19 protein-coding genes and 1 pseudogene are annotated in these 24062 nt (G+C 72.4%); 3 read left to right on the forward strand and 17 right to left on the reverse strand.

Annotated elements, in window-relative coordinates:
* Nucleotides 1-2: 2 nt before the first annotated feature.
* The 6 genes and pseudogenes from ACMXN5_RS24705 to ACMXN5_RS24730 all read right to left on the reverse strand — a co-directional run bounded on the left by ACMXN5_RS24705 (nucleotide 3) and on the right by ACMXN5_RS24730 (nucleotide 5660).
* Nucleotides 3-1207: pseudogene (locus tag ACMXN5_RS24705) on the reverse strand (DUF692 domain-containing protein).
* 120 nt (nucleotides 1208-1327) lie between these two features.
* Nucleotides 1328-2203 (reverse strand): TIGR04222 domain-containing membrane protein, encoded by an 876-nt coding sequence (locus tag ACMXN5_RS24710; protein WP_439677035.1) that lies wholly within the window; start codon nucleotides 2201-2203, stop codon nucleotides 1328-1330.
* Nucleotides 2204-2336: 133 nt separating this feature from the next.
* Nucleotides 2337-2747 carry a peptide-methionine (R)-S-oxide reductase MsrB gene (gene msrB, locus ACMXN5_RS24715; protein ID WP_395791214.1) on the reverse strand — a complete coding sequence of 137 codons (411 nt, stop codon included), beginning with the start codon at nucleotides 2745-2747 and terminating at the stop codon, nucleotides 2337-2339.
* A 71-nt stretch (nucleotides 2748-2818) separates the two neighbouring features.
* On the reverse strand, nucleotides 2819-4246 hold the full coding sequence (gene murC, locus ACMXN5_RS24720; RefSeq protein ID WP_395791216.1) for a UDP-N-acetylmuramate--L-alanine ligase: 1428 nt from the start codon (nucleotides 4244-4246) through the stop codon (nucleotides 2819-2821).
* Nucleotides 4247-4305: 59 nt separating this feature from the next.
* On the reverse strand, nucleotides 4306-4782 hold the full coding sequence (locus ACMXN5_RS24725; RefSeq protein ID WP_439677036.1) for an indole-3-glycerol phosphate synthase: 477 nt from the start codon (nucleotides 4780-4782) through the stop codon (nucleotides 4306-4308).
* A gap of 137 nt (nucleotides 4783-4919) precedes the next feature.
* Entirely contained in the window at nucleotides 4920-5660 is a 741-nt protein-coding gene (locus ACMXN5_RS24730) for a dihydrofolate reductase family protein (RefSeq protein ID WP_439677037.1), read from the reverse strand.
* A gap of 31 nt (nucleotides 5661-5691) precedes the next feature.
* Here ACMXN5_RS24730 and zapE point away from each other — a divergent pair, with 31 nt between their 5' ends.
* A complete protein-coding gene (zapE, locus tag ACMXN5_RS24735) occupies nucleotides 5692-6732 on the forward strand; it encodes a cell division protein ZapE (RefSeq protein ID WP_395791222.1) in 1041 nt (346 codons plus the stop codon).
* Nucleotides 6733-7625: 893 nt separating this feature from the next.
* A complete protein-coding gene (locus ACMXN5_RS24740) occupies nucleotides 7626-8465 on the forward strand; it encodes a PPK2 family polyphosphate kinase (RefSeq protein ID WP_439678072.1) in 840 nt (279 codons plus the stop codon).
* A 50-nt stretch (nucleotides 8466-8515) separates the two neighbouring features.
* On the opposite strand, the gene treZ is transcribed toward ACMXN5_RS24740, so the two are convergent.
* From treZ to ACMXN5_RS24760, 4 genes are all read right to left on the reverse strand, one after another.
* Nucleotides 8516-10276 (reverse strand): malto-oligosyltrehalose trehalohydrolase, encoded by a 1761-nt coding sequence (gene treZ, locus ACMXN5_RS24745; RefSeq protein ID WP_439677038.1) that lies wholly within the window; start codon nucleotides 10274-10276, stop codon nucleotides 8516-8518.
* Between the two features lie 85 nt (nucleotides 10277-10361).
* Nucleotides 10362-12653, reverse strand: coding sequence for a malto-oligosyltrehalose synthase (gene treY, locus ACMXN5_RS24750; protein WP_439677039.1), 2292 nt, complete (start codon nucleotides 12651-12653; stop codon nucleotides 10362-10364).
* 75 nt (nucleotides 12654-12728) lie between these two features.
* Complete coding sequence (glgX, locus tag ACMXN5_RS24755) at nucleotides 12729-14843, reverse strand: glycogen debranching protein GlgX (protein WP_379997302.1); 2115 nt, start codon at nucleotides 14841-14843, stop codon at nucleotides 12729-12731.
* A gap of 185 nt (nucleotides 14844-15028) precedes the next feature.
* Entirely contained in the window at nucleotides 15029-15232 is a 204-nt protein-coding gene (locus ACMXN5_RS24760) for a hypothetical protein (RefSeq protein WP_439677040.1), read from the reverse strand.
* A 309-nt stretch (nucleotides 15233-15541) separates the two neighbouring features.
* On the opposite strand from ACMXN5_RS24760, the gene ACMXN5_RS24765 reads away from it, so the two are divergent.
* Entirely contained in the window at nucleotides 15542-16960 is a 1419-nt protein-coding gene (locus ACMXN5_RS24765; RefSeq protein ID WP_439677041.1) for an SAV2148 family HEPN domain-containing protein, read from the forward strand.
* 51 nt (nucleotides 16961-17011) lie between these two features.
* Here ACMXN5_RS24765 and ACMXN5_RS24770 read toward each other — a convergent pair whose 3' ends face one another.
* The 7 genes from ACMXN5_RS24770 to cysD form a co-directional block, all read right to left on the reverse strand.
* Complete coding sequence (locus ACMXN5_RS24770; RefSeq protein WP_439677042.1) at nucleotides 17012-17899, reverse strand: phosphotransferase enzyme family protein; 888 nt, start codon at nucleotides 17897-17899, stop codon at nucleotides 17012-17014.
* Between the two features lie 24 nt (nucleotides 17900-17923).
* Complete coding sequence (locus tag ACMXN5_RS24775) at nucleotides 17924-18661, reverse strand: sirohydrochlorin chelatase (protein ID WP_439677043.1); 738 nt, start codon at nucleotides 18659-18661, stop codon at nucleotides 17924-17926.
* 2 nt (nucleotides 18662-18663) lie between these two features.
* Entirely contained in the window at nucleotides 18664-19584 is a 921-nt protein-coding gene (locus tag ACMXN5_RS24780; RefSeq protein WP_439677044.1) for an ABC transporter permease, read from the reverse strand.
* Entirely contained in the window at nucleotides 19571-20368 is a 798-nt protein-coding gene (locus ACMXN5_RS24785; RefSeq protein ID WP_439677045.1) for an ABC transporter ATP-binding protein, read from the reverse strand. The genes ACMXN5_RS24780 and ACMXN5_RS24785 overlap by 14 nt, the downstream gene beginning before the upstream one ends.
* Nucleotides 20369-20452: 84 nt before the next feature.
* Nucleotides 20453-21517, reverse strand: coding sequence for an ABC transporter substrate-binding protein (locus ACMXN5_RS24790; protein WP_395791990.1), 1065 nt, complete (start codon nucleotides 21515-21517; stop codon nucleotides 20453-20455).
* Between the two features lie 216 nt (nucleotides 21518-21733).
* The gene (locus ACMXN5_RS24795; protein WP_395791238.1) at nucleotides 21734-23080 is read right to left on the reverse strand and encodes a sulfate adenylyltransferase subunit 1; all 1347 of its coding nucleotides are present in this window, start codon (nucleotides 23078-23080) and stop codon (nucleotides 21734-21736) included.
* Nucleotides 23081-23082: 2 nt separating this feature from the next.
* Complete coding sequence (gene cysD / locus ACMXN5_RS24800) at nucleotides 23083-24009, reverse strand: sulfate adenylyltransferase subunit CysD (protein WP_395791240.1); 927 nt, start codon at nucleotides 24007-24009, stop codon at nucleotides 23083-23085.
* Nucleotides 24010-24062: the final 53 nt, after the last annotated feature.

A 24062-nucleotide genomic window follows, 5' to 3' on the forward strand; every position in this document is an offset into this window, starting at 1 on the left:
GCCTACCCGTGGCCGGCCGGCGCGCGGGACGCGAATCGGGTGCGCAGCCGGGCCCAGCGGGACGGCTTTCGTTCGACGAACACCTCGGCCAGTGCCTTCGGCAGCGCGTCCCGTTCCCACAGATGGGCCGCGAAGGCGTGTACGTCGGCGCGGGTGCCTCCCTCGGCGGGCTTCGGGTGGACCAGGGCCCAGGCCATGAACTCGCCCGGCCAGCGCGGGCCCAGCGCCGTCGCCAGCTCCGGCAGCGCGCGCAGCGCCGAGTCGCGCCGTTTGGCGGCCAGCGCGCGGGCCTGTACGCGCACCCGGTCCGGGTCGAAGCCCGGCGGTGTCGGCCCGTCGGCGACCAGTGCCGCGAGCAGCGCGGTCTGCTGTGCGGCCAGCCGCTCGCGCGCGCTCACCGGCGCACCGCCGTCCGGTCCACCACGGTCCGGATCGCGGCCAATTCGGCGGCGATCTCGCCCGCCGTCGGGAAGTCGCTGTCGCGTTCGAGCAGTACGCGCGGCGGCGGGCGCAGTGCGCACAGCGTGGCCAGCACCTCCAGGATCGGCTCGGTCACCGGGTGCGCGTGGGTATCGTGCCACAGGCCGTCGCGTTCGACGCCGCCGGCGACGTGTACGTACTCCACCGCCTCCAGCGGGAGTTCGGCCAGCGCGGCGGCCGGGTCGACGCCGTGGTTGACCCGCTGGGTGTGCAGGTTGGCCACGTCGATCAGCAGCCGCACGCCGGTGCGCTCGACCAGTTCGGTCAGGAAGCGGGCCTCGCTCATCTCGTTGTCGGGCCAGGTCAGCAGCGTCGCCGGGTTCTCCAGGGCGAGCGGGACCGGCAGCGCGTCCTGGGCGATGCGGACGTTTTCCGTGACGACGTCGAGCGCGTCCCACGTCATCGGCGTCGGCAGCAGGTGACCGGCCTCCATGCCGCCGGCCCGGACGAACGCCAGGTGTTCGCTGATCACGGGCGAGCCGAGGGCGCCCGCCACCTCGGCCAGCCGGGCCAGCCGCGCGGGGTCGGGACGGTCGGCGCCCGCCAGGCCGAGGCCGACGCCGTGCGGGATCACCTCGACGCCGCGCTCGCACAACACGCGCAGCGACTCGGGCAGGTGTCCGACGCACACGTTCTCCGCGACGACCTCGACGAAGTCGACGCCGGCCAGGCGCTCGACGGTCAGATCGATCTCCGGCCGCCATCCGATTCCCACCGCTGTCCGCATACGTCCAGCATGGCGGGTCCGTCCCGGACCGAAACAGGCGGAGTTCCCTCGGTTCGCCGGCCCCGGGTACGCCGCGCGGCAAGTGGCCCGCGACACCGACGCGTTGCGGGCGCGGTGCGGTCAGTTGCCGCAGCCGTCGGCGGTGCCGGCGCAGGAGCCGGCCCGGGCGCCCTGGGGGGAGGCGCAGGAGGTGTTGCCGCACCAGACGGACTCCGGGGGGCGGCCGGCGAGGTTGGGGGCGTTGCGGCGGAAGATCTCCTTGACCACCGGGTCGGGGAAGCGGTCCAGGCCCCACAGGGCGACCGCGCCCACGTCGTCGGCGCCGAGCGCGGCCACGGCCGCCTCGTCGCGGCGCAGCCGGATCAGCCGGCGCGTGGTCGGCGCGGTGGGCACCACCCGCTCGCCGAACACGCCCAGGAGCAGCAGGCCCGCGACACACGCCTGGCTGCCGATCACCGCGAGCAGCAGGCCCACCCACGGCAGCGCGCCCGAGGTCGCGTCGTCGGCGCGGACGAAGCCCACGATCGCGGTGGCCAGGCCCAGGGGAAGAGTGGCGAACAGCGCCCAGCGGGGCAGTCGACGCGGGCCCGCGTCGGGGCGGGCGATCAGGCCGGCCGCGAACAGGTCGGCGCCGATGCCCTGGATCTCCGGCGCCGCGGTCACCCGGGCGCGCAGGTCGCGCAGCGGCAGGCCGCCGTACTCCCGGTCCAGGATCCGCAGCGGCGCGTCGCCCGCCGTGTCGGCCGCCGGAGCCCGGGCCGCGACCACCTGCCCGTCGCGGTTCAGGTGCAGCGCGCCCTCGCCGAGCAGGGCCAGGATCGACACGTCGGCCGCGCGGGCCGCGCCGCCGACGACGAACGCGTATTCGGCCGCGCCCAGTTCGGCCAGGCGCGTCCGGTTCGCCCGCCGGCCGCCGCGCCGGGCGCACCCGATGGCGACGCCGAGTACGAGCGCCGTCCAGACCGAGTACGCGAGGGGTGGCAGCCAGGGATCCATGGTCCCCAGACATAGCGGACGCACTCGCCGCACGCGGGTTCGATGTGAGTTTTGCCGCACCGCCCGTACCGATGTTTGAACGGGCGGCGGCGGCGCCGCCCGAGCCGGCCCGGGGGCCGACCCGCGCCTCGGCTCAGCCCTGCGGGTCCGGCTCCAGGGTCAGCGAGATGGAGTTGATGCAGTAGCGCTGGTCGGTGGGCGTCCCGTAGCCCTCACCCTCGAACACGTGCCCCAGGTGCGAGCCGCAGGTCCCGCAGCGCACCTCGACCCGGGTCATGCCCATCGTGTCGTCCTCGATGTATTCGACCCGGTCCTCGGCCAGCGGCGCGTAGAACGACGGCCAGCCGCAGTGGCTGTCGAACTTGGTGTCGGAGCGGAACAGCTCCGCCTTGCACGCCCGACAGCGGTAGACGCCGGTCGTCTTGGTCTCGGTGTACTCGCCCGTCCACGCACGCTCGGTGCCCGCCCGACGCAGCACCCGGAACTCCTCCGGGGTCAGCTCGGCCCGCCACTGGTCGTCGGTCTTCTCGATTTCGTAGGCCATGTGCACATCCAACACGCAACGGCGCCGCGACGTTCCCCGAGGGGACGGCACGGCGCCGGTGGGTGGGCGGCTCAGCGAGCGGCGGCGGTGCCGCGGTCGCGGATCGTGTCCAGGATCTCCGGGCCGAGCAGGGTCACGTCGCCCGCGCCCATGGTCAGGACCAGGTCGCCGGGGCGGGCCAGCGCGGCCACCGAGCCGGCCACGTCGGACCAGCTGTGCTCGGTGCGCACCAGGCCGCCGTTGTCCAGCGCGGCGTGCGCGACGATGTTGCTGGTCACGCCGGGCTGCGGGTCCTCCCGGGCGGCGTAGATGTCCATCACCACGGCGATGTCGGCGGCGGCGAGCGCGCGGCCCATCTCCACCCCGAGTTGCTGGGTGCGGCTGAACAGGTGCGGCTGGTACACCGCGATCACCCGGCCCGCGCCCACCGCGCCGCGGGCGGTGGCCAGGTCGGCGGCGATCTCGGTGGGGTGGTGCGCGTACGAGTCGACGACCCGGATGCCGCCCTCCTCGCCCTTGAGCTGGAACCGCCGACGCACGCCCTGGTAGTTGGCCAGCCCGTCGGCCATGCGGCGCGGCTCGACGCCGAGCGCCAGGCCCACCGCGAGCGCCATCACCGCGTTGGAGGCGTTGTGCCGCCCCGGCACCGCGACGGCCAGCACCAATTCGCCGCCCACGGCCTTGCCGTGCACGGTGACCCGGCTGCTCAGGCCCGACGCCTCGATCTGCGCCAGGCGCAGATCCGCGCCCTCGTGCTCGCCGACGGTGACCACGTTCAGCGTCGGCGCGGAGACCGCCAGCCGCTCGCGCAGGGCGCCTGCGCCCGCGTCGTCGGCGGAGAGCACCAGCGTGCCGCCGGGCACGATCCGGCCGGCGAAGATCTCGAACGCGTCGAGCACGTCGTCCAGCGAGCCGTAGTTGGCGTGGTGGTCCAGCTCCACGTTCAGCACCACGGCCACCTCGGGCGCGTACTTGTGGAAGCTGCGGTCGCTTTCGTCCGCCTCGGCCACGAAGATCTCGCCCAGGCCGTGGTGGGCGTTGCTGCCCGCCTCGTTGAGGTCGGCGCCGATCGCGAAGGAGGGGTCCAGGCCGAGCGAGGTCAGACCGACCGCGAGCATGCTCGTCGTGGTGGTCTTGCCGTGCGTGCCCGCGACGGCCACCGAGCGCCGGCCGTCCATCAGCCGCGCCAGCGCGTCCGCGCGATGCACGATCGGGATGCCCCGCTCGCGCGCGACGACCAGTTCGGGGTTGTCCTCCCGGATCGCCGAGGACACGACCACGCACGAGACGTCCTCGGCGACGTTCGCCCGATCGTGGCCCACGTGCACCGTGCAGCCGAGCCGGCGCAGCGCCAACACCTGGGTGGAGTCCTTGGCGTCGCTGCCGGAGACCCTCGCGCCGCGGATCGCGAGGATCTTGGCGAGCCCCGACATGCCGGCGCCACCGATGCCGACGAAGAACGGGCTGCCGAGGTCGACGGGCTCGGCGGGGGGTGCCATGAAGCGGGCTCCTTCGAGTGGGGTGGACCCGCGTTCGGCGCGGGCTCCCCGCGATTGTGTCAGCTCACATCGTGTGCGAAGAGCTTGAGCACCGGCACGCCCACGTTCTGTCGGGCCCGCGAGGCCCAGTCGCGGTGGAAGACCTCTTCGATGAAGTGCGGGTCGGTGAGCACGATCACCTCGTCGGCGTGGTGCCGGTCGACGATCTGCTTGAGGGTGTCCAGCGGGTCCCGGCCCGGGGTGGTCTCGCCGACGGCGTCGGCGCCGCTCGCGCGCAGTGCCGCCACGCTCGCCTCCAGGGTGCGCCGGGCCGCCTCCGCTCCGTCGTCGGGGCCGGGGCGCTGCTCGATGTCCTCGGCCGCCTCGTCCAGGCGTACCAGGGCCACGTCGTCCAGCGCCTGGAGCAGCTTGCGATGGTCGGCCTTGCCGGGCAGGACCACCACGAACGACGTGTCGACGCCCTCGTGCAGGCCGGTCACGAACGCGACGTCCGCCTCGTTGAGGACCTTTTCCACGAGCAGCACGATCGTGTACACGCAACTCTCCCTTGATCCATCGGCCGAGCCGGGTGTCTGTGCCCCGTCTGCCCGGGAGTTCACCCTCCCACTTTCGCCGACCGGCGGGCGCCGCCGAGGGCGCCGCAACGGCCCCGGCCGGGTGCCGAAGGTACGCGTTACGCGCGGACGTAGCGGGAGAACAGCGCGCCGTCCTCCTCGAGGATCGAGATCGGGCGCATCGCCTGTGCCTCGGGGAGCGCGGGGCCGGCCAGGAGCCGGTGGGCGGGTCCCGAGGTCAGCAGCGGGCTCACGGTCAGGCACAGCTCGTCCAGCCGGCCGCACGCGGCGATCTGCGCCAGTACGTGCGGGCCGCCCTCGGTGAGCTGCCGGGTCAGCCCGCGGGCGGCCAGCGCGTCGAGGGCCAGGCCCAGGTCGACCCGGTCGCGCCCGGCCAGGAGCACGTCGCCGTACTCCGCCGCCGCCGCCAGGCCCTTGGGTTGGGCCTCCTCGCAGGTGATCACGATGGTGGGGGTGACCGCCTCGGTGAACAGCGGCGTGGTGAAGTCGATGGCGAGGCTGCGCGAGACGATCGCGATCACCGGCGCGGGCAACTGTTCGGCGGCGGCCCGGGCGGCGGCGTAGGCGGGCCTGGGGCGCGGCGGTCGGTAGCCCTCCTGGCGCACGGTGGCGGCGCCCACCACGATCACGTCGGCCAGGCCGCGCAGCACGCCGAACACGCGCTTGTCGGCGGGCGAGGACAGACCGGCGGACAGGCCGTCGGGGGCCTGCGCGGCGCCGTCCAGGCTCGCCACCATGTTCGCCCGCAGCCAGGTGCGGTCGGGGGGATAGGCATAGGCCTCGACCAGGTCGACGTCGGGTTCGTCGGGGGTGGAGGGCACGGGAAGGAGACGGCGCATGCGACCGAGTTTCGCACGCGTCGTAGGCTTGATGATCGTGTCCGTAGCTCCTGTGTCGTTGACCACGCGCCACCCCAGCGTCCCCGCCGACCGCCTCGTCGCCGAGATGGTGCCGCCGCCGCGGTTCGGCGACGTGCGTTTCGACACGTACATCCCCGACCCGAATCAACCCGGGCAGGCCGCGGCCGTGGTCCGGCTGGAGCGGTTCGCGGCGGAGCTGAACGGGGACGGCGCCAAGCGCCGCTGGTTCCGCCGGGAGCAGGCGGCCGGGCCGAGCGGGATCTACCTCGACGGCGGCTACGGCGTCGGCAAGACCCACCTGCTGGCCTCGCTGTGGCACGCCTCGCCCGGCCCGAAGTCGCTGTGCACCTTCGTCGAGCTGACCAACCTCGTCGGCGCGCTCGGATTCCGGCGGACCGTCGAGGCGCTGTCCGGACACCGGCTGCTGTGCATCGACGAGTTCGAACTCGACGACCCGGGCGACACCGTCCTGGTGTCCACCCTCCTGGGCAAGCTCGCCGACGCCGGCGTCAAGCTCGCCGCGACCTCGAACACGCTGCCGGACAAACTCGGCGAGGGACGGTTCGCCGCGCAGGACTTCATGCGCGAGATACAGGGGTTGTCCTCGCGCTTCGAGGCGTTGCGCATCGACGGCGAGGACTACCGGCACCGGGGCCTGCCGGCGGCGCCCGCGCCGGTGGCCGAGGACATGGTCACCGCGGCCGCCGAGGCCGCGCCCGACGGCGCCGCGCTGGACGACTTCCCCGCGCTGCTCGCGCACCTGGCCACGGTGCACCCCAGCCGCTACGGCGCGATGCTCGACGGGATCACCGGCGTCTTCTGGCGCGGGGTGCACCCGGTCGAGGACCAGGGCACCGCGCTGCGTCTGGTGGTGCTCGCGGACCGGATGTACGACCGCGAACTGCCGGTGGTGGCCTCGGGCGTGCCCTTCGACGAACTGTTCACCGAGGAACTGCTCGGCGGCGGCTACCGCAAGAAGTACCTGCGCGCGATCTCGCGCCTGGTCTCGATGGCCCGCGACGGCGCCGAGCGCATCCCCGCCTCTCGCTGATCCACCGCTGCCGGGGTGCCGCCCGTGGGCGATCGACGGGTCGGTGCGGCATCATCGGACCCGGGTCCCGACGACGCGGAGGCAGCGGCATGGCGAAGAAGGCCGACGGCAGGAGTGCAGGCAGGGCCGACCGGGGCACGAAGGGGTCGACGCCGGTGGGCCTGGGCGAGGCCCCGGACGCCGAGGCGGTCGTGAAGGGGGCGACGGCCACGAAGAAGGCCGCGAAGGCCGGCAAGGCCGAGAAGCCCGCGAAGGCCGGCAAGGCCGAGAAGCTCGACAAGCCCGCGAAGGGCGACAAGGCCGCCAAGCCCGCGAAGCTCGACAAGGTCGCCAAGCTCGACAAGCCCGCGAAGGCCGCCAAGGACAAGGCCGCCCAGCCCGACAAGGCCGCCCAGCCCGACAAGGCCGCCCGAGCCGCGAAGGCGGATCGGGTCGACGAGGCGACCAAGGCCGCCAAGAAGGCCGCGAAGAAGGCGGCCAAGGTGCTCAAGGCCGAGCGCGAAGCGCAGGCCGACCTCGCCAAGGCGGCGAAGAAGGCCGCGAAGAAGGCGGACCGTAAGGCCGCCGAGGCGCTGGAGGCCGCGGCCGAGCGGGTCGCCGCCGAGGCCGCGAAGGCGGCCAAGGCACTCGCGAAGCAGACCGAGGCCGAGCGCGCGATCGCCGAGGCACCGGCCGCGGACCCGGAGCCCGCCGTCGGCCCGGCCGTACACCTGGTCGCCGACCCGGTGGACGATCCGGACCCCGACGCCGACCCCGATGCCGAGCCCGCCGTCGACCCGACCGCCCCGCCCGCCGTCGAGCCGGGCCTGGCCGAGCAGCGGCCCGAGCCCGCCCCGCCCCGGCTCCGGGTGCTCGTCGAGGCGCCCGCCGAGAAGTACGCGCCCCCGGCCGATGTGCCGTCCGTACGGGCCGCGTTGCGGCTGCCGGGCGGCCCCGTGGACCTGGCCGCGATCGACCCGCGCGCCACGCCGAGCTTCGCGGGCGACAAGGCCGACGCGCTCGCCGACATCGGCGCGATGGGACCCCGGCTGGCCGAACTCCAGGAGCGTCTGTACGCGCAGGCCGTGGCCGGCGGCGCGCGCCGCCGGGTGCTCCTGGTGGTCCAGGGCATGGACACCTCCGGCAAGGGCGGCACGGTCAAGCACGTGATCGGCCAGTTCAACCCGTCGGGCTGCCACATCCACGCGTTCAAGGCGCCGACCGAGGAGGAACTCGCCCACCCGTTCCTGTGGCGGGTCCGCACCCAGGTGCCCGGGCCCGGTCTGATCGGCGTGTTCGACCGCTCGCACTACGAGGACGTCCTGATCGCCCGGGTGCGCAACCTGGTCCCGCGTCAGGTCTGGTCGCGCCGCTACGCCACGATCAACCGCTTCGAGCAGGGCCTGGCCAAGGACGAGGTGACCGTGGTCAAGGTCTTCCTGCACATCTCGCCCGAGGAGCAGAAGGAACGCCTGCTCGCCCGGCTGGACAACCCGGACAAACACTGGAAGTTCAACCCGGCCGACATCGACGAGCGTTCCGTGTGGCCCGACTACCGGACCGCCTACGAGGCCGCGCTGGAGAAGTGCGACAGCGACGCGGCGCCCTGGTATGTGGTGCCGGCCGACCGCAAGTGGTATCGCAACTGGGCGATCAGCCGGCTGCTCCTGGAGCACCTGACCGAGTTGGACCCCCGCTACCCGGCGGGCGACTTCGACGTCGAGGCCGAGCGCAAGCGCCTGCTCGACGCCTGAGCGTTCCCGACGGCCGAGGACGCCGGTCGCGGTCGGCGAGGCGGCACCCGCTAGCGGGTGCCGATCCGGACCACCGCGACCGAGGTCGCGGGCAGCCGCAGCGTGGTGCCGACCAGGCCCCGGCGGATCTCCGCGCGGTCGTCCCAGGCCGCGACGATCTCCGCAGCCCCGGTGCCCATCGGCAGTGTCGCGGGCTGCTCGGCCAGGTTGACCGCGGTACGGAACGCGCCCCGGTGCACCATCAGCCAGCCGGCGGTCTCCTCGAAGCTGACCTGCACCCGGGTCAGGTCCGGGTCGGTCAGGTTCTCCCATTCCCGGCGCAGCGCGATCAGCCGCCGGTACCAGGCCAGCAGGGCCGCGTGCGGGGCGCGGGCGGGCTCCTTCCAGTCCAGGCACGAGTCGCGCACGGTCTGCGCCGACTGCGGGTCGGGGATCTGCGCCACGTCCCACCCGTGCGAGGCGAACTCGGCGCGGCGGCCGTTGCGTACCGCCTCGGCCAGCTCCGGGTCGGTGTGGTCGGTGAAGTATTGCCAGGGCGTGGACGCGCCCCACTCCTCGCCCATGAACAGCATCGGGGTGAACGGCGCGGTGAGCACGAGCGCGGCGCCCGCCGCGAGCAGCGCCGGCGGCAGGGTCGCCGAGATCCGGTCGCCGGTGGCCCGGTTGCCGACCTGGTCGTGGGTCTGGAGGTAGCCCAGGAAGCGGTACGCGGGCATCCGCGAGGTGGGCACCGGGCGGCCGTGCGTGCGCTCGCGGAACGAGGACCAGGTGCCGTCGTGCAGCCAGACCCGGGTGAGCGTCTTGGCGAGGGTGCCCATCGAGCCGAAGTCGCCGTAGTAGCCCTGGCGCTCGCCGGTGAGCAGGGCGTGCAGCGCGTGGTGGAAGTCGTCGCTCCACTGGGCCTGCACGCCCATGCCGCCGCTCTCGCGCGGGGTGACCACGCGGGGGTCGTTCAGGTCCGATTCGGCGATCAGGAACAGCGGCCGGCCGGTGGCGGCGGCGAGCTTGTCCACCGCCTCGGACAACTCCTCCAGGAACGGCACCGCGCGGTTGTCGGCGAGCGCGTGCACCGCGTCCAGGCGCAGTCCGTCCACGTGGTAGTCGCGCAGCCACATCAGCGCGCTGCCGACCAGGTAGGCGCGGACCTCGTCGGAGCCCGGGCCGTCCAGGTTCACCGCCGAGCCCCACGGGGTGCGGTAGCGGTCGGTGAAGTAGGGGCCGAAGGCGGGCAGATGGTTCCCGGACGGGCCCAGGTGGTTGTGGACGACGTCCAGGATCACGCCCAGGCCGTGCACGTGGCAGGCGTCCACGAACCGCTTGAGGCCTTCCGGGCCGCCGTAGGGCTCGTGCACCGCCCACGGGCACACGCCGTCGTAGCCCCACCCGTGCCGGCCCGGGAAGGCGGACACCGGCATCACCTCGACGTGGGTGACGCCGAGATCGACCAGGTGGTCGAGCCGCTCGACGGCCGCGGCGAACGTGCCCTCGGTGGTGAACGTACCGATGTGCAGCTCGTAGACGACCGCGCCCGGGAGCGGCCGGCCGGTCCAGGCCCCGTCGCCCCACGCGTACGCCGCGTGGTCGACCACGCGGCTCGGGCCGTCGGGGCCGGTGGGCTGCCACGGCGACCGCGGGTCGGGTAGCGGGTCGTTGCCGTCGATGGCGAACGCGTAGTCGCTGCCGTGTACCGCCGTCGGCACGTCCGCCTGCCACCACCCCGGCCGGTTCGCGTCGCGCATCGGCTTGCGTCGGCCGTCGACGACGACCTCCAGGGACGACGCTTTCGGAGCCCAGACCTCGAACCTGACCACGATGGTTGTGTCCTTCCGGGAACGGGTGCGAACGGGGGGAACGGGTGCGAGCGGAGGGGAACGGCCGGGCGCCGGCCCCGGCCGGTCAGCCCCGGGTGAGCAGGGCGACGGGCAGGTCCTCCAGGATGTGCCGCAGGCGGGCCTGGCCGGTGTACGTGCCGCCGGTCAGCGCGTCGACCCAGCGGCCCTCGGGCAGCGGGAGCAGCGCGCCGCCCCAGTCGCCCTTGGCGGCGAGACCGGCCGGCAGCCGGGTCGCCACGGTGATCGCCTCGCCGCCGCGGATGAAGGCGATGGCGTGATCCGCCTCCTTGCCGCGGGCGCGCAGCGGCGTGTAGGCGCCGGCGAACCAGTCGGGATGCGTGCGGCGCAGCCGCAGCGCGGCGGAGGTGACCTTGAGTTTGAGCGTGTCCAGCGGGCCGTGTTCGCGCCCGAAGTCGACGGGGGCCCGGTTGTCCGGGTCGACCAGGGTGTACAGCGCCAGTTCGCCGCCCTGGTACACGTCCGGTACGCCCGGCATGGTCAGCTGGACCAGCTTGGCACCGAGCGAGACCGCGTGTGCGGCGCGGTCCACCACGGCCACGAAGTCGGCGATATCGGCGGTGAGTTCGTCGTCGGCGAGGACGGCGCGCACGAACGCCTCGCTCGCCGCCTCGTAGTCCGGGTTCGGGTCGGTCCAGGTGGTTTCCCGGGCCGCCTCGCGCATCGCCTTGCGCAAGTAGCCCACCGCCCGGTCCGGGGTGAGCGGCCAGGCGCCGACCAGGGTCTGCCACAGCAGGTAGGTGTCGTAGCCGTCCGGGCCGAAGCGGAACTCGGAACGGTGCGGTCGGGACCGGTCGTTCCAGGCGTGCACCCGCTGCGCCCAGTCCTCGGGGATCTCCGCGAGCACCGACAGGCGGGCCCGGACGTCCTCGCTGCGCTTGGTGTCGTGGGTGCTCAGCGTGGTCATCGTGGTCGGGGACATGCGCCGGCAGGCGGCATGGAAGCCGGCGATGTCCAACCCGAACGTGTCGGGCGCGCCGCCGACCTCGTTCAGCGAACTCAGGGTGTACCAACGGTAGAACGCGCGGTCCTCCACGCCCTTGGCCGCGAGCGCCGCCGCGACCTGCCCGAAGCGGATGCCGAACTCCCCATCGGCGAGCGCGAGTTCGGCGATCTCGCGGGCCGCCTCGGAGACCTGCCCCGGCACTCCCGTAAGCGCCCGGGCCATCGCGGCGATCGAGCCGGGGCCGGCGCCGGGGTAGGGGCGGTAGGTGGGGAACGCGGTCAGCAGCGGGGGCAGCGCGCGGCCGACGTCGCCGGCGCCGGCCACCGGCTCCAGCCGGTCCAGAGTGCGGCGCAGTCGGGCGAACTCGGTGGCCAGGCCGCCGGCGAGGACCTCGGCCCTGGCCTCCTGCGCGAGGTAGTCGAAGCCTTCGCGCACCCCGGTCTGTTCGCGGTGCAGCGCGCGCAGCGGGTCGGCGCCCTCGGGGTCGAGGAAGAGGTTGTCCACCCGGCGCAGCGCGTCGTAGCCGGTGGTGCCGTCGCAGGCCCAGTCCGCGGGCAGGGTCTCCTCGTCGGAGAGGATCTTCTCCACCACGATCCACGCGTTCGGCGCGGCGGCGCGCAGCCGCTCCAGGTAGGCGCGCGGGTCGGCCAGGCCGTCGGGGTGGTCGATCCGCAGCCCGTGGATCAGGCCCTCGTTCAGCAGCCGCACCATGGTGGCGTGAGTGGCCGCGAAGACCTCGTCGTCCTCCTGGCGCAGGGCGATGAGCCCGGCGATGGTGAAGAAGCGGCGGTAGTTCAGCTCGGTGTCGGCGCGCCGCCAGTGCGCGAGTTCGTAGTGCTGGGCGGCGAGCAGCTCGTCGAGCGCGAGCTTTTCGGTGCCGGGCCGGAGCGGGAACTCGTGGTCGTGGTAGCGCAGCACGTGGCCGTCCACGATCAGCTCGTCCGCGACCTCCTCGACCGGGCCGCCGAGTACGGGCAGCAGGACGCGCCCGTCGTGCCGGGTCCAGTCGATGTCGAACCAGCGGGCGAAGGGCGAGTCGGCTCCCTCGCGCAGCGTCTCCCACAGCGGCCGGTTCAGCGACTCGGGGGCGGGCACCGCCATGTGGTTGGGCACGATGTCCACCACGATGCCGAGCCCGTGTGCGGCGGCGGCCGTCGCCAACTCGCGCAGCCCGTCCTCGCCGCCGAGGTCGGCGGACACGCGCGAGTGGTCGACCACGTCGTAGCCGTGGGTGGATCCGGGGACGGCCTGCAGGATCGGCGACAGGTGCAGGTGGCTCACCCCGAGCGAGTCGAGGCGGGGTACGACGGCGGCGGCCTCGGCGAACCCGAAGGCGGGTTGCAGCTGGAGCCGGTAGGTGCCGGTCGGAACACGAGAAGGCGACGAGGTCATGCCGACAAGCTTCCCCGGACATCCGCGACCTACCACCCGCCGGGGTGGTGAAACCCACGCCGGCGGGTGATCGGGTCACGGTCGTTGTAGGACCACCAGCGAGCGGGGCTCGACGGTCTGGGCGGCGCCGCCCTCGATGGTCGGGCGGGACTTGGGCTCGTGGATCACGGTCTTGTCGTCGGCGGTGTCGACCACCACGGTCCAGGAGCGGCCCAGGTCCGCGGGGATGGTGAACTCCTCGGCCTCGTGCGAGGCGTTGAACAGCAGCAGGAACGAGTCGTCGGTGATCTTCTGGCCGCGCGGGTCCGGTTCCGAGATGGCGTTGCCGTTGAGGAAGACGGCGACCGACTTGGCCGCGGCCGCCCACCAGTCGCCGTCCGACATCTCCTCGCCCGTGGGGGTGAACCAGGCGATGTCGGTCAGCTCGTCGTGGGTGCCCTGGACGGATCTGCCGTGGAAGAAGCGGCGGCGCCGAAAGACCGGGTGCTCGGCGCGCAGCCGGGTCATCATCCGGGTGAATTCGAGCAGGTCGGGACCCTCGCCCTCGGGCCAGCGCACCCAGGAGAGTTCGTTGTCCTGGCAGTAGACGTTGTTGTTGCCCTGCTGGGTGCGGCCGAACTCGTCGCCGTGCGCGATCATCGGTACGCCCTGGGACAGCAGCAGCGTGGCGATGAAGTTGCGCTGTTGGCGCGCGCGCAGCGCGAGGATGTCCGGGTCGTCCGTCTCGCCCTCGACGCCGTGGTTCCAGGACCGGTTGTGGCTCTCGCCGTCGCGGTTGTCCTCACGGTTGGCCGCGTTGTGCTTGTCGTTGTACGACACCAGGTCGTGCAGCGTGAAGCCGTCGTGGCAGGTGACGAAGTTGATCGAGGCGATCGGTCGGCGGCCGTCGTCCTGGTACAGGTCGGAGGAGCCGGTCAGCCGCGAGCCGAACTCGGCGAGAGTGCGCTCCTCGCCGCGCCAGAAGTCGCGCACCGTGTCGCGATACTTGCCGTTCCACTCGGTCCACAGCGGGGGGAAGTTGCCCACCTGGTAGCCGCCCTCGCCGACATCCCACGGCTCGGCGATCAGCTTGACCTGGGAGACCACCGGGTCCTGCTGGACCAGGTCGAAGAACGAGGACAGCCGGTCCACCTCGTGGAACTGCCGGGCCAGCGTGGCGGCCAGGTCGAAGCGGAACCCGTCCACGTGCATGTCGGTGACCCAGTAGCGCAGCGAGTCCATGATCAGCTGCAACACGTGCGGGCTGCGCATCAGCAGGCTGTTGCCGGTGCCGGTGGTGTCCAGGTAGTAGCGCTTGTCGTCGGCGAGCCGGTAGTAGGACGCGTTGTCCAGGCCGCGGAAGGACAGCGTGGGGCCCAGGTGGTTGCCCTCGGCGGTGTGGTTGTAGACCACGTCGAGGATCACCTCGATGCCCGCCGCGTGCAGCGCCTTGACCATCGAGCGGAACTCCTGGACCTGCTGCCCGCGTTCGCCGGTGGAGGAGTAGGCCGCGTGCGGCGCGAAGAAGCCGATCGTGTTGTAGCCCCAGTAGTTGCGCATCCCCAGGTCGGACAACCGGTGGTCCTGGACGAACTGGTGCACCGGCATCAGCTCGATCGCGGTCACCCCCAGGCTCACCAGGTGCTCGATCACCGCCGGGTGCGCCATGCCCGCGTAGGTGCCGCGGATCTCCTCGGGCAGGCCCGGGTGGCTGCGGGTCAACCCGCGCACGTGCGCCTCGTAGATCACCGTGTCGTGGTAGCCGGTGCGCGGCGGCCGGTCGTCGCCCCAGTCGAAGTAGGGGTTGATCACCACCGAGTTCATCGTGTGCGGCCCGGAGTCGGTGGTGCTCATCAGATCCGGGTGTTCGAACGAGTAGCCGTACATCGACTCGTGCCAGTGCACCTCGCCGCACATCGCCTTGGCGTACGGGTCGAGCAGCAGCTTGTTCGGGTTGCATCGGGCGCCCGCGGCCGGGTCGAACGGGCCCTGGACGCGGTAGCCGTAGCGCTGCCCGGGTTGGATCCCGGGCAGGTAGGCGTGCCGGACGAAGGCATCGGCCTCGCGCAGCTCGATGCGCTCCTCTGTGCCCTCCTCGTCCAGCAGACACAACCAGACGCGTTCGGCGGCCTCCGAGAAGACCGCGAAGTTGGTGCCGGCGCCGTCGTACGTGGCGCCCAGCGGATACGAATGACCGGGCCAGACCTGCATGAGCAACCTGCTTTGTCGCGGATCGTGCTTCGGCAGCATTTCGGCAGCTTGCAGTCTCCCGTACCGGACCCGATCCGGGGGTGCAATCCACCCAGGCGTCCCCCGGTCGGGTGGATTTCATGCCTGGATCGGGCGTCGTCCGGCCGGCCGAACCGATCGTTGCCGATCATTTGTGGTCGTAACGGTCAGATCCAGTCGAGCAGTTCGGCGGCGAGCATTTCCTCCCGGCAGGGCCAGGCGTCGCCGCACGAGCACGCCACGCCGTCGGTGCCGGGGACCGCGGTGCGCCGATGGTGCGCGAAGATCCCCGCGACCACATCGCGATACCGGGCGAAATCGTCCTCGGCGCCCTCGTGTGCCGCCGGGATCCTGCTGTTCGTGGCCAACATGACGACCTCCTGGGTGCCACGGTTCCTGCCGGATGAGACGGATCGTCGATCCGTCCCGGTTGCGCCCCGGACCAGGAGGAGGGAAGACCCTCTCCCATCCGGCAATTGTTTCGCTAGGACATTGCGTTGCTCGGCAGAAATTGCCAGAGCGCGTCGAGTCCCCCCAATCGCCTTACGCCATCCGGGTAATGCCGGTGGATTCGTCACCCGAACGGGGCACGCCGACCGGCCCACGCGGGCCCCCCGAGGCTGCCGGGTTTCGCTATACGCTCGTTCGGTTCCGGCTCGACGACGAACGGATGGGACGCGATGGCCGATCGGGAGTCCAACCCGCCACCCTCGACAACCGACGAGGATCCCGCGGCGGGGACGAGTACGACCGGTCTCGACGGCACGACCGGATTCGGCTCGGGCGGCGACACCTTCCCGGACCCGTACGCCCCCTATCCCGACGGCGACCCCCCGGGCGGCGCCGCCGGCGTCCCGGGCACCGTCGGACTCACCGACACCGGCTCGTTCGCCCTGGACCCGGGCGGCCTGCCCGGCCCCCGCCACGCGGCCACCGGCACCGCCGTCCTGGACGGTTCAGGACCGCCCGACCCGCTGCCGGGGATAGACCCCGCGACGCTCGCCTGGACCGAGGACGACTGGGCCGCCGCCCTGCTGCGTGGGCGCCGGGCAGGTCGGGCGTACGTGTACCTGAACCTGATCGAGCAGCGGCTGCGCGCGGTGATCAGCGCGGTGCTCGTCCCCGTCTACGGACCCGGCGAGCACCCGCACGACGACGGCGCGTGGGTGCTCGCCGCAGCCGGCAACGCGCAGAACGAATGGGTCGAACGGGCCGAGGCGGTACGGGAGATGAGCCGCCGGCGCGGCTACATCGTGGACCCCGCCGACGACGAGCTGATCGCCTTTTTGACCCTGCCGCAACTGCGCGAGCTGATGGTGCGCAACTGGTGGTGCTTCGAGCCCTTCCTGCCGGACCGGCGCAAGCTGGAACGCGCCCTGGAGGAGGTCGAGATCGGCCGGCACATCGTGGCCCGCAACCGGGTGCTCTCACCCGACGTGCTCGCCCAGGTGGAACGCGCGTGCCTGCGCGTGCTGGCCATGCTGGACGGGCCGCTCGCCGAACAGGGCGACCGGCGGCTGGCCCTGGACGCGGTCGAGGAATTGTTCGCCGGGCGCTACGCCGACGTGGTGGGCGTCTTCCAGGACCGCTCCGCGCTGCAGCGCCGGTTGCCCTTCGCCGACCTGGTCGACGGCGCGCGCGGGATCGACGCGATGGGCGTCTCGCTCAACCTGCTGTGCCAGAACTACTCGGGCCGCGATCTGGCCCGACTCGGCGCCGGCGGGTGCGACATGCGGCTGCTCTTCCTCAACCCGGCGGGCGACGCGATGAAGCAGCGCGAGCGCGACGAGGGCATCAAGAAGGGACTGCTGTCCCGGATGACCACGCTCAACATCCTGCACATGCGCCGCGTCCGGGCGCAGCTGCGCGAGCCGCGCCGGATCGAGATCCGGCTCTACGACGAGGCGCCGCGCTTCGGCGCCTACCTGGTGGACGGGGACGTGGGGCTGATCCAGCCGTATCTGCGGCACGCGCGCGGTGTCGAGTCGCCCGCGTTCGTCTTGCGCGCCGACGCGGCGGGCGGGTCCGTGCGCGGGCTCTACCCGCTGTTCCAGGAGGAGTTCGAGCAGCTGTGGGCGGCGGGCAAGCGAACCTCGTGAGCGCCGCGGCGCCCGGTCGGAACGCGTGCCGGTCGAACGCCGGAGCGCTCGTCAGAACGCGTGCCAGCGCGCCTCGGTGTCGCCGGTGCGCAGGGTGCGGACCCGGTGGTGGAACTCCTCCTCCGCCGCCGGGTTGCCCGGTACGTGCTGGGCCACCCACGCGGTGGCGGCCAACTCGCGGGTGTCGCGCAGCACCCGGTAGCCGGGCCACTCGGTCACGTCGAAGCCGTACTTGCGGGCGAACCGCCGCTCCGCGCCGTCGGGCAGGCCGTAGCGGGCGGCGGCCATCGGGGTGAGCACCAGGTCGAACTCGCGCAGGTCGTGCGCGACCGTCTCCCAGTCCAACAGCAGCGCCCGGCCGCCGTGTACGCCCACGTTGCGCAGCAGCGCGTCGCCGTGGATCAGGCCGGTCGGCAGCGCCGGGGTCAGCTCGCGGCAGGCCGCCTCCAACTCGTCGCGGCGCGCCGACAGATAGCGCCGGTCGGCCAGCCCCACCGCCGCGTCGGCCGAGTCCAACCACGTCTCCACCAGCGCCAGCGGATGCCGCGCCGGCAGCGCGAACGGCGGCGCGGGCAGCGCGTGCAGTTTGCGCAACAGCCGGGCCAGATCGGCCACGTTCGGCTCACGCTCGGCCGGCGGCAACAACTCCCAGAAGGTGACCGGGCGTCCGTCCACCAACACCGGCCGGGCCTCGACGCCGGCCGCCGGTCGCACCGCCGGGAAGTCCTGTTCGGCCAGCCAACACGCGACCGCGATCTCGCGCCGCGCGCGCTCGGCCAGATGCGCCCCTCGGGCCACCCGCGCGACCAGTCCCGGACCGGGCAGCGCGAACACCGCGTTCTCGCCGAAGGAGAGCAACGTCGCGTCGGCGGACGGCACTCCGACCTCCGCACACGCGCGCACGAGCACCGAACGTTCGCCGGCCACCGAGTCGATCACGCCGGTGATGGTACCGGTCCGGACTCAGGCGGAGAGCCCGGATCTCGACGGCAGCGCCGCGTCGTAGCGGTCGAGGACCAACCGGGCGATTTCGGGGGTGTCCGCGACCGGTTCGGTGACCAGCTCGGCACCGGCCGCCAGCGCCTGTTCGACGATGCGGTCCGGCAGGATCCCGGGCGCCAGCATGCAGGACGCCACCACGATCCGCTCGGCGCCCAGGGCGCGCAACCCCTCGATCGCGGCGGCGACCGTGGAGCCCTGGTGGACGGAGGCGAACGCGGGGACCACGGCGCACCAACCGGTACGCCGCCACTCCCGCGCGACGATGGTGGTCACCGCGTTCGCCTCCGGATCGGTGGAGCCGGCGGTGGCCAGGACGACGCCGTAGCGGGCGTCTCCCGGCCGTACCCCGGCCTCGTGCATGCGCAGGTTCAAAGCGTCGAGCAAGAGCGGGGACGGGGCCAGCGTGGCCGTCTGCCGCACGGTCAATTTGCGGTGGCGCAGTACGTTCGGCACGTCCTGCTTGGCGTGGAACGCCGGCGTGAACAGCAGCGGCACCGCGACCGCGGTGCTCGCCCCGGTCTCGGCCAACTCGGCCAACCGCTCCGGCACGCGCGGGCCGCAGTGGTCCAGGTAGCCGATCTCCACCCGCAACCCGGGCCGCAGCGCGCGCACCCGCGCGGCCAGGGCGGCCATCGCCGCGGCATGCCGGGGATCGCGGCTGCCGTGCGCGACGGCCAGGAGCGGGGGAGCGAGGTTCACGGCTATCTGCTTCCGGTCAGACCGCGCCGGCGCAGGACCATACGTTCGATCGGGCTGAACACCAGCATGTCGATGCCGATACCCACGATCAGGATCAGCACCACCGCGGTCAACATCATCGGCATGTCGCCCAGGTCTCGGCCCTGGTCCATCAACTGGCCCAGGCCCACGCCCAGTTCCGGCCCGGCGGCGATCAGCTCCGCGGCCATCAGCGAGCGCCAGGAGAACGCCCAGCCCTGCTTGAGGCCGGCGATGTAGCCGGGCAGCGAGGCGGGCAGCATCACGTGCCACACGCTGTTCAGCCCGCGCGCCCCGAGCACCCGGCCCGCGCGCAGGTACAGCGGGGGGATCTGGTCGATGCCGGACACCAGGCCGTTCGCGATCGAGGGCACCGCGCCGAGCAGCACCACCGCGTAGATCGCGCTGTTGTTCAGCCCGAACCAGATCACCGCCGGCGGCACCCACGCGACCGAGGGCAACGACTGGAGCCCGGACAGGATCGGCCCGATCGCCGCCCGCACCCAGCTCACCCGGGCCACGAGCAGACCCAGCGGAGTGCCGATGGCGACCGCGATCGCAAAGCCCAGGATGCCTCGGGACAGGCTGGTCCACAGGATGTCGAAGACGGTGCCCTTGCGCCACTGCACCATGAACGCGTCCCACACCTCGCCGGGGCTGGGCAGCGCGTAGCGGGGCTTGAGCTCCATCCAGTAGGCGACCTGCCAGGCCAGCAGCACCAGCAGGATCGCGACGACCGGCGGCAGTACCTTCTCCAGGAGCACCCGGCCGAACGACGTGCGCTCCTTGTCGTACGTCTCCAGCGCGTCCAGACCCGCTTCGAGCCCGGCGAGGTCCTCCGCGTCGGCCTCCGTGGCGTCGGCCCTCGCCCCGGGGGCGGACTTGGTCAGATCAGGCGCGGCCATGGCGGCGGATCTCCCCTCGCAGGTGGTCGGTGATCTCGACGGACAACTCCGATACGCCGGCCGATTCGATCCGACGCGGCTGCGGGATGTCGATGGTCCATTCACGGGCGATCCGCCCCGGACGCGAGGACATCAGCACCACGCGCTGGGCCAGTCGTACCGCCTCGCGCACGTTGTGCGTCACGAACACCACGGAGCGGCCGGTCTCCGCCCAGATCCGGGTCAGTTCGTCGTGCAGCACGTCGCGGGTGATCGCGTCCAGGGCGGCGAACGGCTCGTCCATCAGCAGCAGATCGCCGGCCTGGGCCAGCGCGCGGGCCAGCGCGACGCGCTGGCGCATGCCGCCGGACAACTCGTGCACCCGCTTGTCGTACGCCCCGCCGAGCCGGACCAGATCGAGGAGCACGTTCGCCTCGGCGCGGCGCTGCTCGCGCGGCACCCCGCGCAGTTTCAGGGCCAGTTCGATGTTCTTGCCCGCGGTCAGCCACGGGAACAGCGCGTGGTCCTGGAACATCAGCGCGGGGCGGCCGCCGGAGACCTCGATGGTGCCCGAGGTGGGCCGGTCCAGGTCGGCGATCAGGTTGAGCAGGGTCGACTTCCCGCAGCCCGACGCGCCCAGGAGGCAGACGAACTCGCCCGGGGCCACCGTCAGGTCGATGCCGTCCAGGACGGGCGCGCCGCGACCTCGGCCGAACACCTTGGTGACCTGGTCAAGGCGGACCGCGAAGCCGGTTCCGACGGGGGTCGTGGCCTGGGGCGTGGCCTCGCTGATGGTCTGGGTCATGTCCGGATCACCTCTCTCGGTGGCGCGTCGGGCGGGAAGTGCTCACCCGGGCCGGGCGGCCCGGGGCCAAAACGGGCGCGGGCGCTACTTCTTCGGGCCCAGGCCCGCGTCGCTCACCGCGGGCTTGCCGGCGGCGGTGAGGACCTTGTTCAGGATGGTCAGGTCGTAGATGCCGTGGATGTCGAGCTTCTTGGTCACGCCCACCGCGACCCCGTCCTCGGAGAGCTTGACCAGCGACGCGGCGAGCGGGTCGTTGGTGATGGCGATGTTCGGCCACGCCGCGTCGAGCACGTTCTGCGCGAGCGGCTTGCCCGCGAACTCGGTGATCTTGGCGTTGACGGCGGCCTTGGCCTTGTCCTGGTTGCCGGCCGCCCAGTCGTTCGCGGCGACCTGACCCTTGATCAGGGCCTCGACGGTGTCCGGGTGTTCCTTGAGGAACTTGGTGGACACGATCAGGTCGGTGGTGACGAACTTGCCCTCCGGCCACAACGTGCGCTCGTCCACGAGCACCTTGGCGTTGGCCTCCACGACCAGGCGGGTGGCCCACGGCTCGGGCAGCCAGGCGCCGTCCAGGTCGCCCTTTTGGAACGCGGCGAGGGTCTGCGCGTTGTCGGTCGGAACCACGCTCACCTCGCCCTTGCCGGAGGTGTCCACGGGGAAGCCGGCCTTGCTCAGCCACGCCCGCAGCGCGACGTCCTGGGTGCCGCCGAGCTGCGGCGAGGCGATCTTCTTGCCCTTGAGGTCGGCGGGCCCGTTGATGCCCGGCTTGACCACCAGGGACGCGCCGCCCGAGGTGGCGCCCGCGACGATCCGCAAAAGTTCGCCGTTGGTGCTGGTGAACCCGGAGATCGAGGGGTTCGGGCCGATGTAGGTCGCGTCGATCGAACCGCCCTTGAGCGCCTCGATCGCGGCCGGGCCGGCGTTGAACACCTGCGGCTTGATCTCGGTGGTGCCCAACTCCTTCGCGAAGAAGCCCTCGTTCAGCCCGATCAGCGGCGTCGCGTGGGTGACGTTGGCGAAGAAGCCGAGGCGGATCTGCGAGGCCGAGGTGCCCGCCTTCGCGCCGCCCGCCGTCGCCGGACCCGCGCCCGCGGCCGGCGTGTTCTTCTTGTCGTCCTTCTTGTCCGAGCCGTAGCCGCACGCGGACATCGCGAGCAGCGGCAGGAGGAGGGCGGCGGCGAAGCCGGTACGGATGGATCTGCGGCGATATTGGCCGAAATGCGTCCCGAAAACGGACATGCGGGGACCTTCCCTCGGGCCCGCGCCGTCGGGCGCGGGCCGGGATGACGAATGTGATGGGCGACGGGCGAACTGCGGACAGGGCTGACGGAGCGTCAAAAGCGGGTGGTCAGACCCGCGTTCGGATCAGCCGTGACATCGGCCCGGCGCGGCGAACGCGGCGCCGGCCATGCCGGCGGTGAGCGTCGAGCCGTCGGCCTCGTCGATCAACAGGAAGGAACCGGTACGGCGGCCGACGGCGTAGTCGTCGAGCGCGAGCGGCTGGGCGGTACGCAGGACCACCCGCGCGATGTCGTTGGCGCGCAGTTCGGTCGGGTGCTGCTCGTGGCCGAGTTCGCCGTCGATCGGCGCGTCCAGGTCCAGCCGGTAGGCGATGTCCTTGACGATCGCCTTGACCGTGCGGGTGGTGTGCTTGAGCAGCACTCGATCGCCGGTGCGCAGCGGACGGTCGGCGACGTGGCACACGGTCGCCTCCACGTCCTGGGTCGGGGTGGGCGCCTCGTCGATCGGCGCGATCAGGTCACCGCGCGAGACGTCCACGTCGTCGGCGAGCCGCAAGGTGACCGACTCGCCCTGCCGGGCCTGCCGGACCGGGACGCCGAGCCGGTCGATGCCCGCGATCGTGGTGCGCTGCCCCGACGGCAGCACCACCACCTCGTCGTCCTCGTGGAACACGCCGGAGGCGATCTGTCCGGCGTAGCCCCGGTAGTCGCGGTACTCGTCGTCGGACTGCGGCCGCAGCACGTACTGCACGGGGAAGCGCGCGGGCTCCTGCGTCGGGTCGGTCTCGACCGGCACCGTCTCCAGGTATTCCAGCAGCGTCGGCCCGGAGAACCAGTCCATGTGCGAGCTGGGGTCCACCACGTTGTCCCCGCGCAGCGCGGACACCGGGATCGAGCGCACGTCCGGCACCCCGAGCGCCTTCGCGTACTCGGTGAACGTGTTGGCGACCTCGGCGAAGCGCTCCTCGCTGTAGTCGACCAGGTCCATCTTGTTGACCGCGAGCACCACGTGCGGCACCCGCAGCAGTGCCGCCACCGCCGCGTGCCGCCGGGTCTGCTCGACCACGCCGTTGCGCGCGTCCACCAGCACCACGGCCAGCTCCGCCGTGGAGGCGCCGGTGACCATGTTGCGCGTGTACTGCACGTGCCCCGGGGTGTCGGCGAGGATGAACCGGCGCCGGGCGGTGGCGAAGTAGCGGTAGGCGACGTCGATGGTGATGCCCTGCTCGCGCTCCGCCCGCAGGCCGTCGGTGAGCAGCGCGAGGTCCGCCTCCTCCTGGCCGCGCTCGTTGCTGACCCGGGTCACCGCCTCCAACTGGTCGCTCAGCACCGACTTCGAGTCGTGCAGCAGCCGGCCCACCAGGGTCGACTTGCCGTCGTCGACGGAGCCTGCGGTCGCCAGTCGGAGCAGGCCCACACGATCGTCGACGGCCGCGCCGGCCGTCGGGGAAATCTCGGACGTCCCACTCATGACTAGAAGTACCCCTCGCGCTTGCGGTCCTCCATCGCGGCCTCGGACATCTTGTCGTCCGCGCGCGTGGCACCTCGTTCGGTCAGCCTGCTCACCGCGATCTCGGCGATGACGTCCGCCACCGTGGCGGCGGGGGAGTCGACGGCACCGGTGCAGCTCATGTCGCCGACCGTGCGGTAGCGCACCACGCGCCGCACGACCGCCTCGCCGGCCCGGGGTCCGCCCCACTCGCCGGGGGAGAGCCACATGCCGTTGCGCTCGAAGACCTCGCGCTCGTGCGAGAAGTAGATCCGCGGCAGCGCGATCTTCTCCCGCTCGATGTACTGCCACACGTCCAGCTCGGTCCAGTTCGAGATCGGGAACACCCGCACGTGCTCACCGACGCGGTGCCGGCCGTTGTACAGCTGCCACAACTCCGGCCGCTGGCGCCGCGGGTCCCACGCGCCGAACTCGTCGCGCAGCGAGAACACCCGCTCCTTGGCGCGGGCCTTCTCCTCGTCGCGCCGGCCGCCGCCGAACACCGCGTCGAAGCGGTTGGCCTCGATCGCCTCCAGGAGCGGCACCGTCTGCAGCGGGTTGCGGGTGCCGTCGGGGCGCTCGCGCAGCCGGCCGTTGTCGATGAACTCCTGCACGCTCGCCACGTGCAGCCGCAGGTTGTGCTCGGCCACCACCGCGTCGCGGTATTCGATGACTTCCGGGAAGTTGTGCCCGGTATCGACGTGGAGGAGTGCGAACGGCACCTGCGCCGGCCAGAAGGCCTTGCGCGCCAGGTGCAGCATGACGATCGAGTCCTTGCCGCCGGAGAACAGGATGACCGGCTTCTCGAACTCGCCCGCCACCTCGCGGAAGATGTGCACGGACTCGGCTTCCAACGCGTCCAGGTGGGTCAGGGCTCCGGGTGCGGTGCCCTTGTCGATCGTCGTGGTCACGCCAACCCCTCCTTCGTCTTCGTCGAGCACGGTGCCGTGGTGCGTATCGGGCC

This window comes from Embleya australiensis, assembly GCF_051903075.1.
In the GTDB taxonomy this organism is placed as follows: domain Bacteria; phylum Actinomycetota; class Actinomycetes; order Streptomycetales; family Streptomycetaceae; genus Embleya.

What these genes read in the sequence shown, in the direction of transcription:
- ACMXN5_RS24710 (WP_439677035.1), bottom strand. Translation starts at nt 2,203, where the DNA reads ATGGATCCCTGGCTGCCACCCCTCGCGTACTCGGTCTGGACGGCGCTC.
- msrB (WP_395791214.1), bottom strand. Translation starts at nt 2,747, where the DNA reads ATGGCCTACGAAATCGAGAAGACCGACGACCAGTGGCGGGCCGAGCTG.
- murC (WP_395791216.1), bottom strand. Translation starts at nt 4,246, where the DNA reads ATGGCACCCCCCGCCGAGCCCGTCGACCTCGGCAGCCCGTTCTTCGTC.
- ACMXN5_RS24730 (WP_439677037.1), bottom strand. Translation starts at nt 5,660, where the DNA reads ATGCGCCGTCTCCTTCCCGTGCCCTCCACCCCCGACGAACCCGACGTC.
- zapE (WP_395791222.1), top strand. Translation starts at nt 5,692, where the DNA reads ATGATCGTGTCCGTAGCTCCTGTGTCGTTGACCACGCGCCACCCCAGC.
- treY (WP_439677039.1), bottom strand. Translation starts at nt 12,653, where the DNA reads ATGACCTCGTCGCCTTCTCGTGTTCCGACCGGCACCTACCGGCTCCAG.
- glgX (WP_379997302.1), bottom strand. Translation starts at nt 14,843, where the DNA reads ATGCAGGTCTGGCCCGGTCATTCGTATCCGCTGGGCGCCACGTACGAC.
- ACMXN5_RS24760 (WP_439677040.1), bottom strand. Translation starts at nt 15,232, where the DNA reads ATGTTGGCCACGAACAGCAGGATCCCGGCGGCACACGAGGGCGCCGAG.
- ACMXN5_RS24765 (WP_439677041.1), top strand. Translation starts at nt 15,542, where the DNA reads ATGGCCGATCGGGAGTCCAACCCGCCACCCTCGACAACCGACGAGGAT.
- ACMXN5_RS24780 (WP_439677044.1), bottom strand. Translation starts at nt 19,584, where the DNA reads ATGGCCGCGCCTGATCTGACCAAGTCCGCCCCCGGGGCGAGGGCCGAC.
- ACMXN5_RS24785 (WP_439677045.1), bottom strand. Translation starts at nt 20,368, where the DNA reads ATGACCCAGACCATCAGCGAGGCCACGCCCCAGGCCACGACCCCCGTC.
- ACMXN5_RS24790 (WP_395791990.1), bottom strand. Translation starts at nt 21,517, where the DNA reads ATGTCCGCGTGCGGCTACGGCTCGGACAAGAAGGACGACAAGAAGAAC.
- ACMXN5_RS24795 (WP_395791238.1), bottom strand. Translation starts at nt 23,080, where the DNA reads ATGAGTGGGACGTCCGAGATTTCCCCGACGGCCGGCGCGGCCGTCGAC.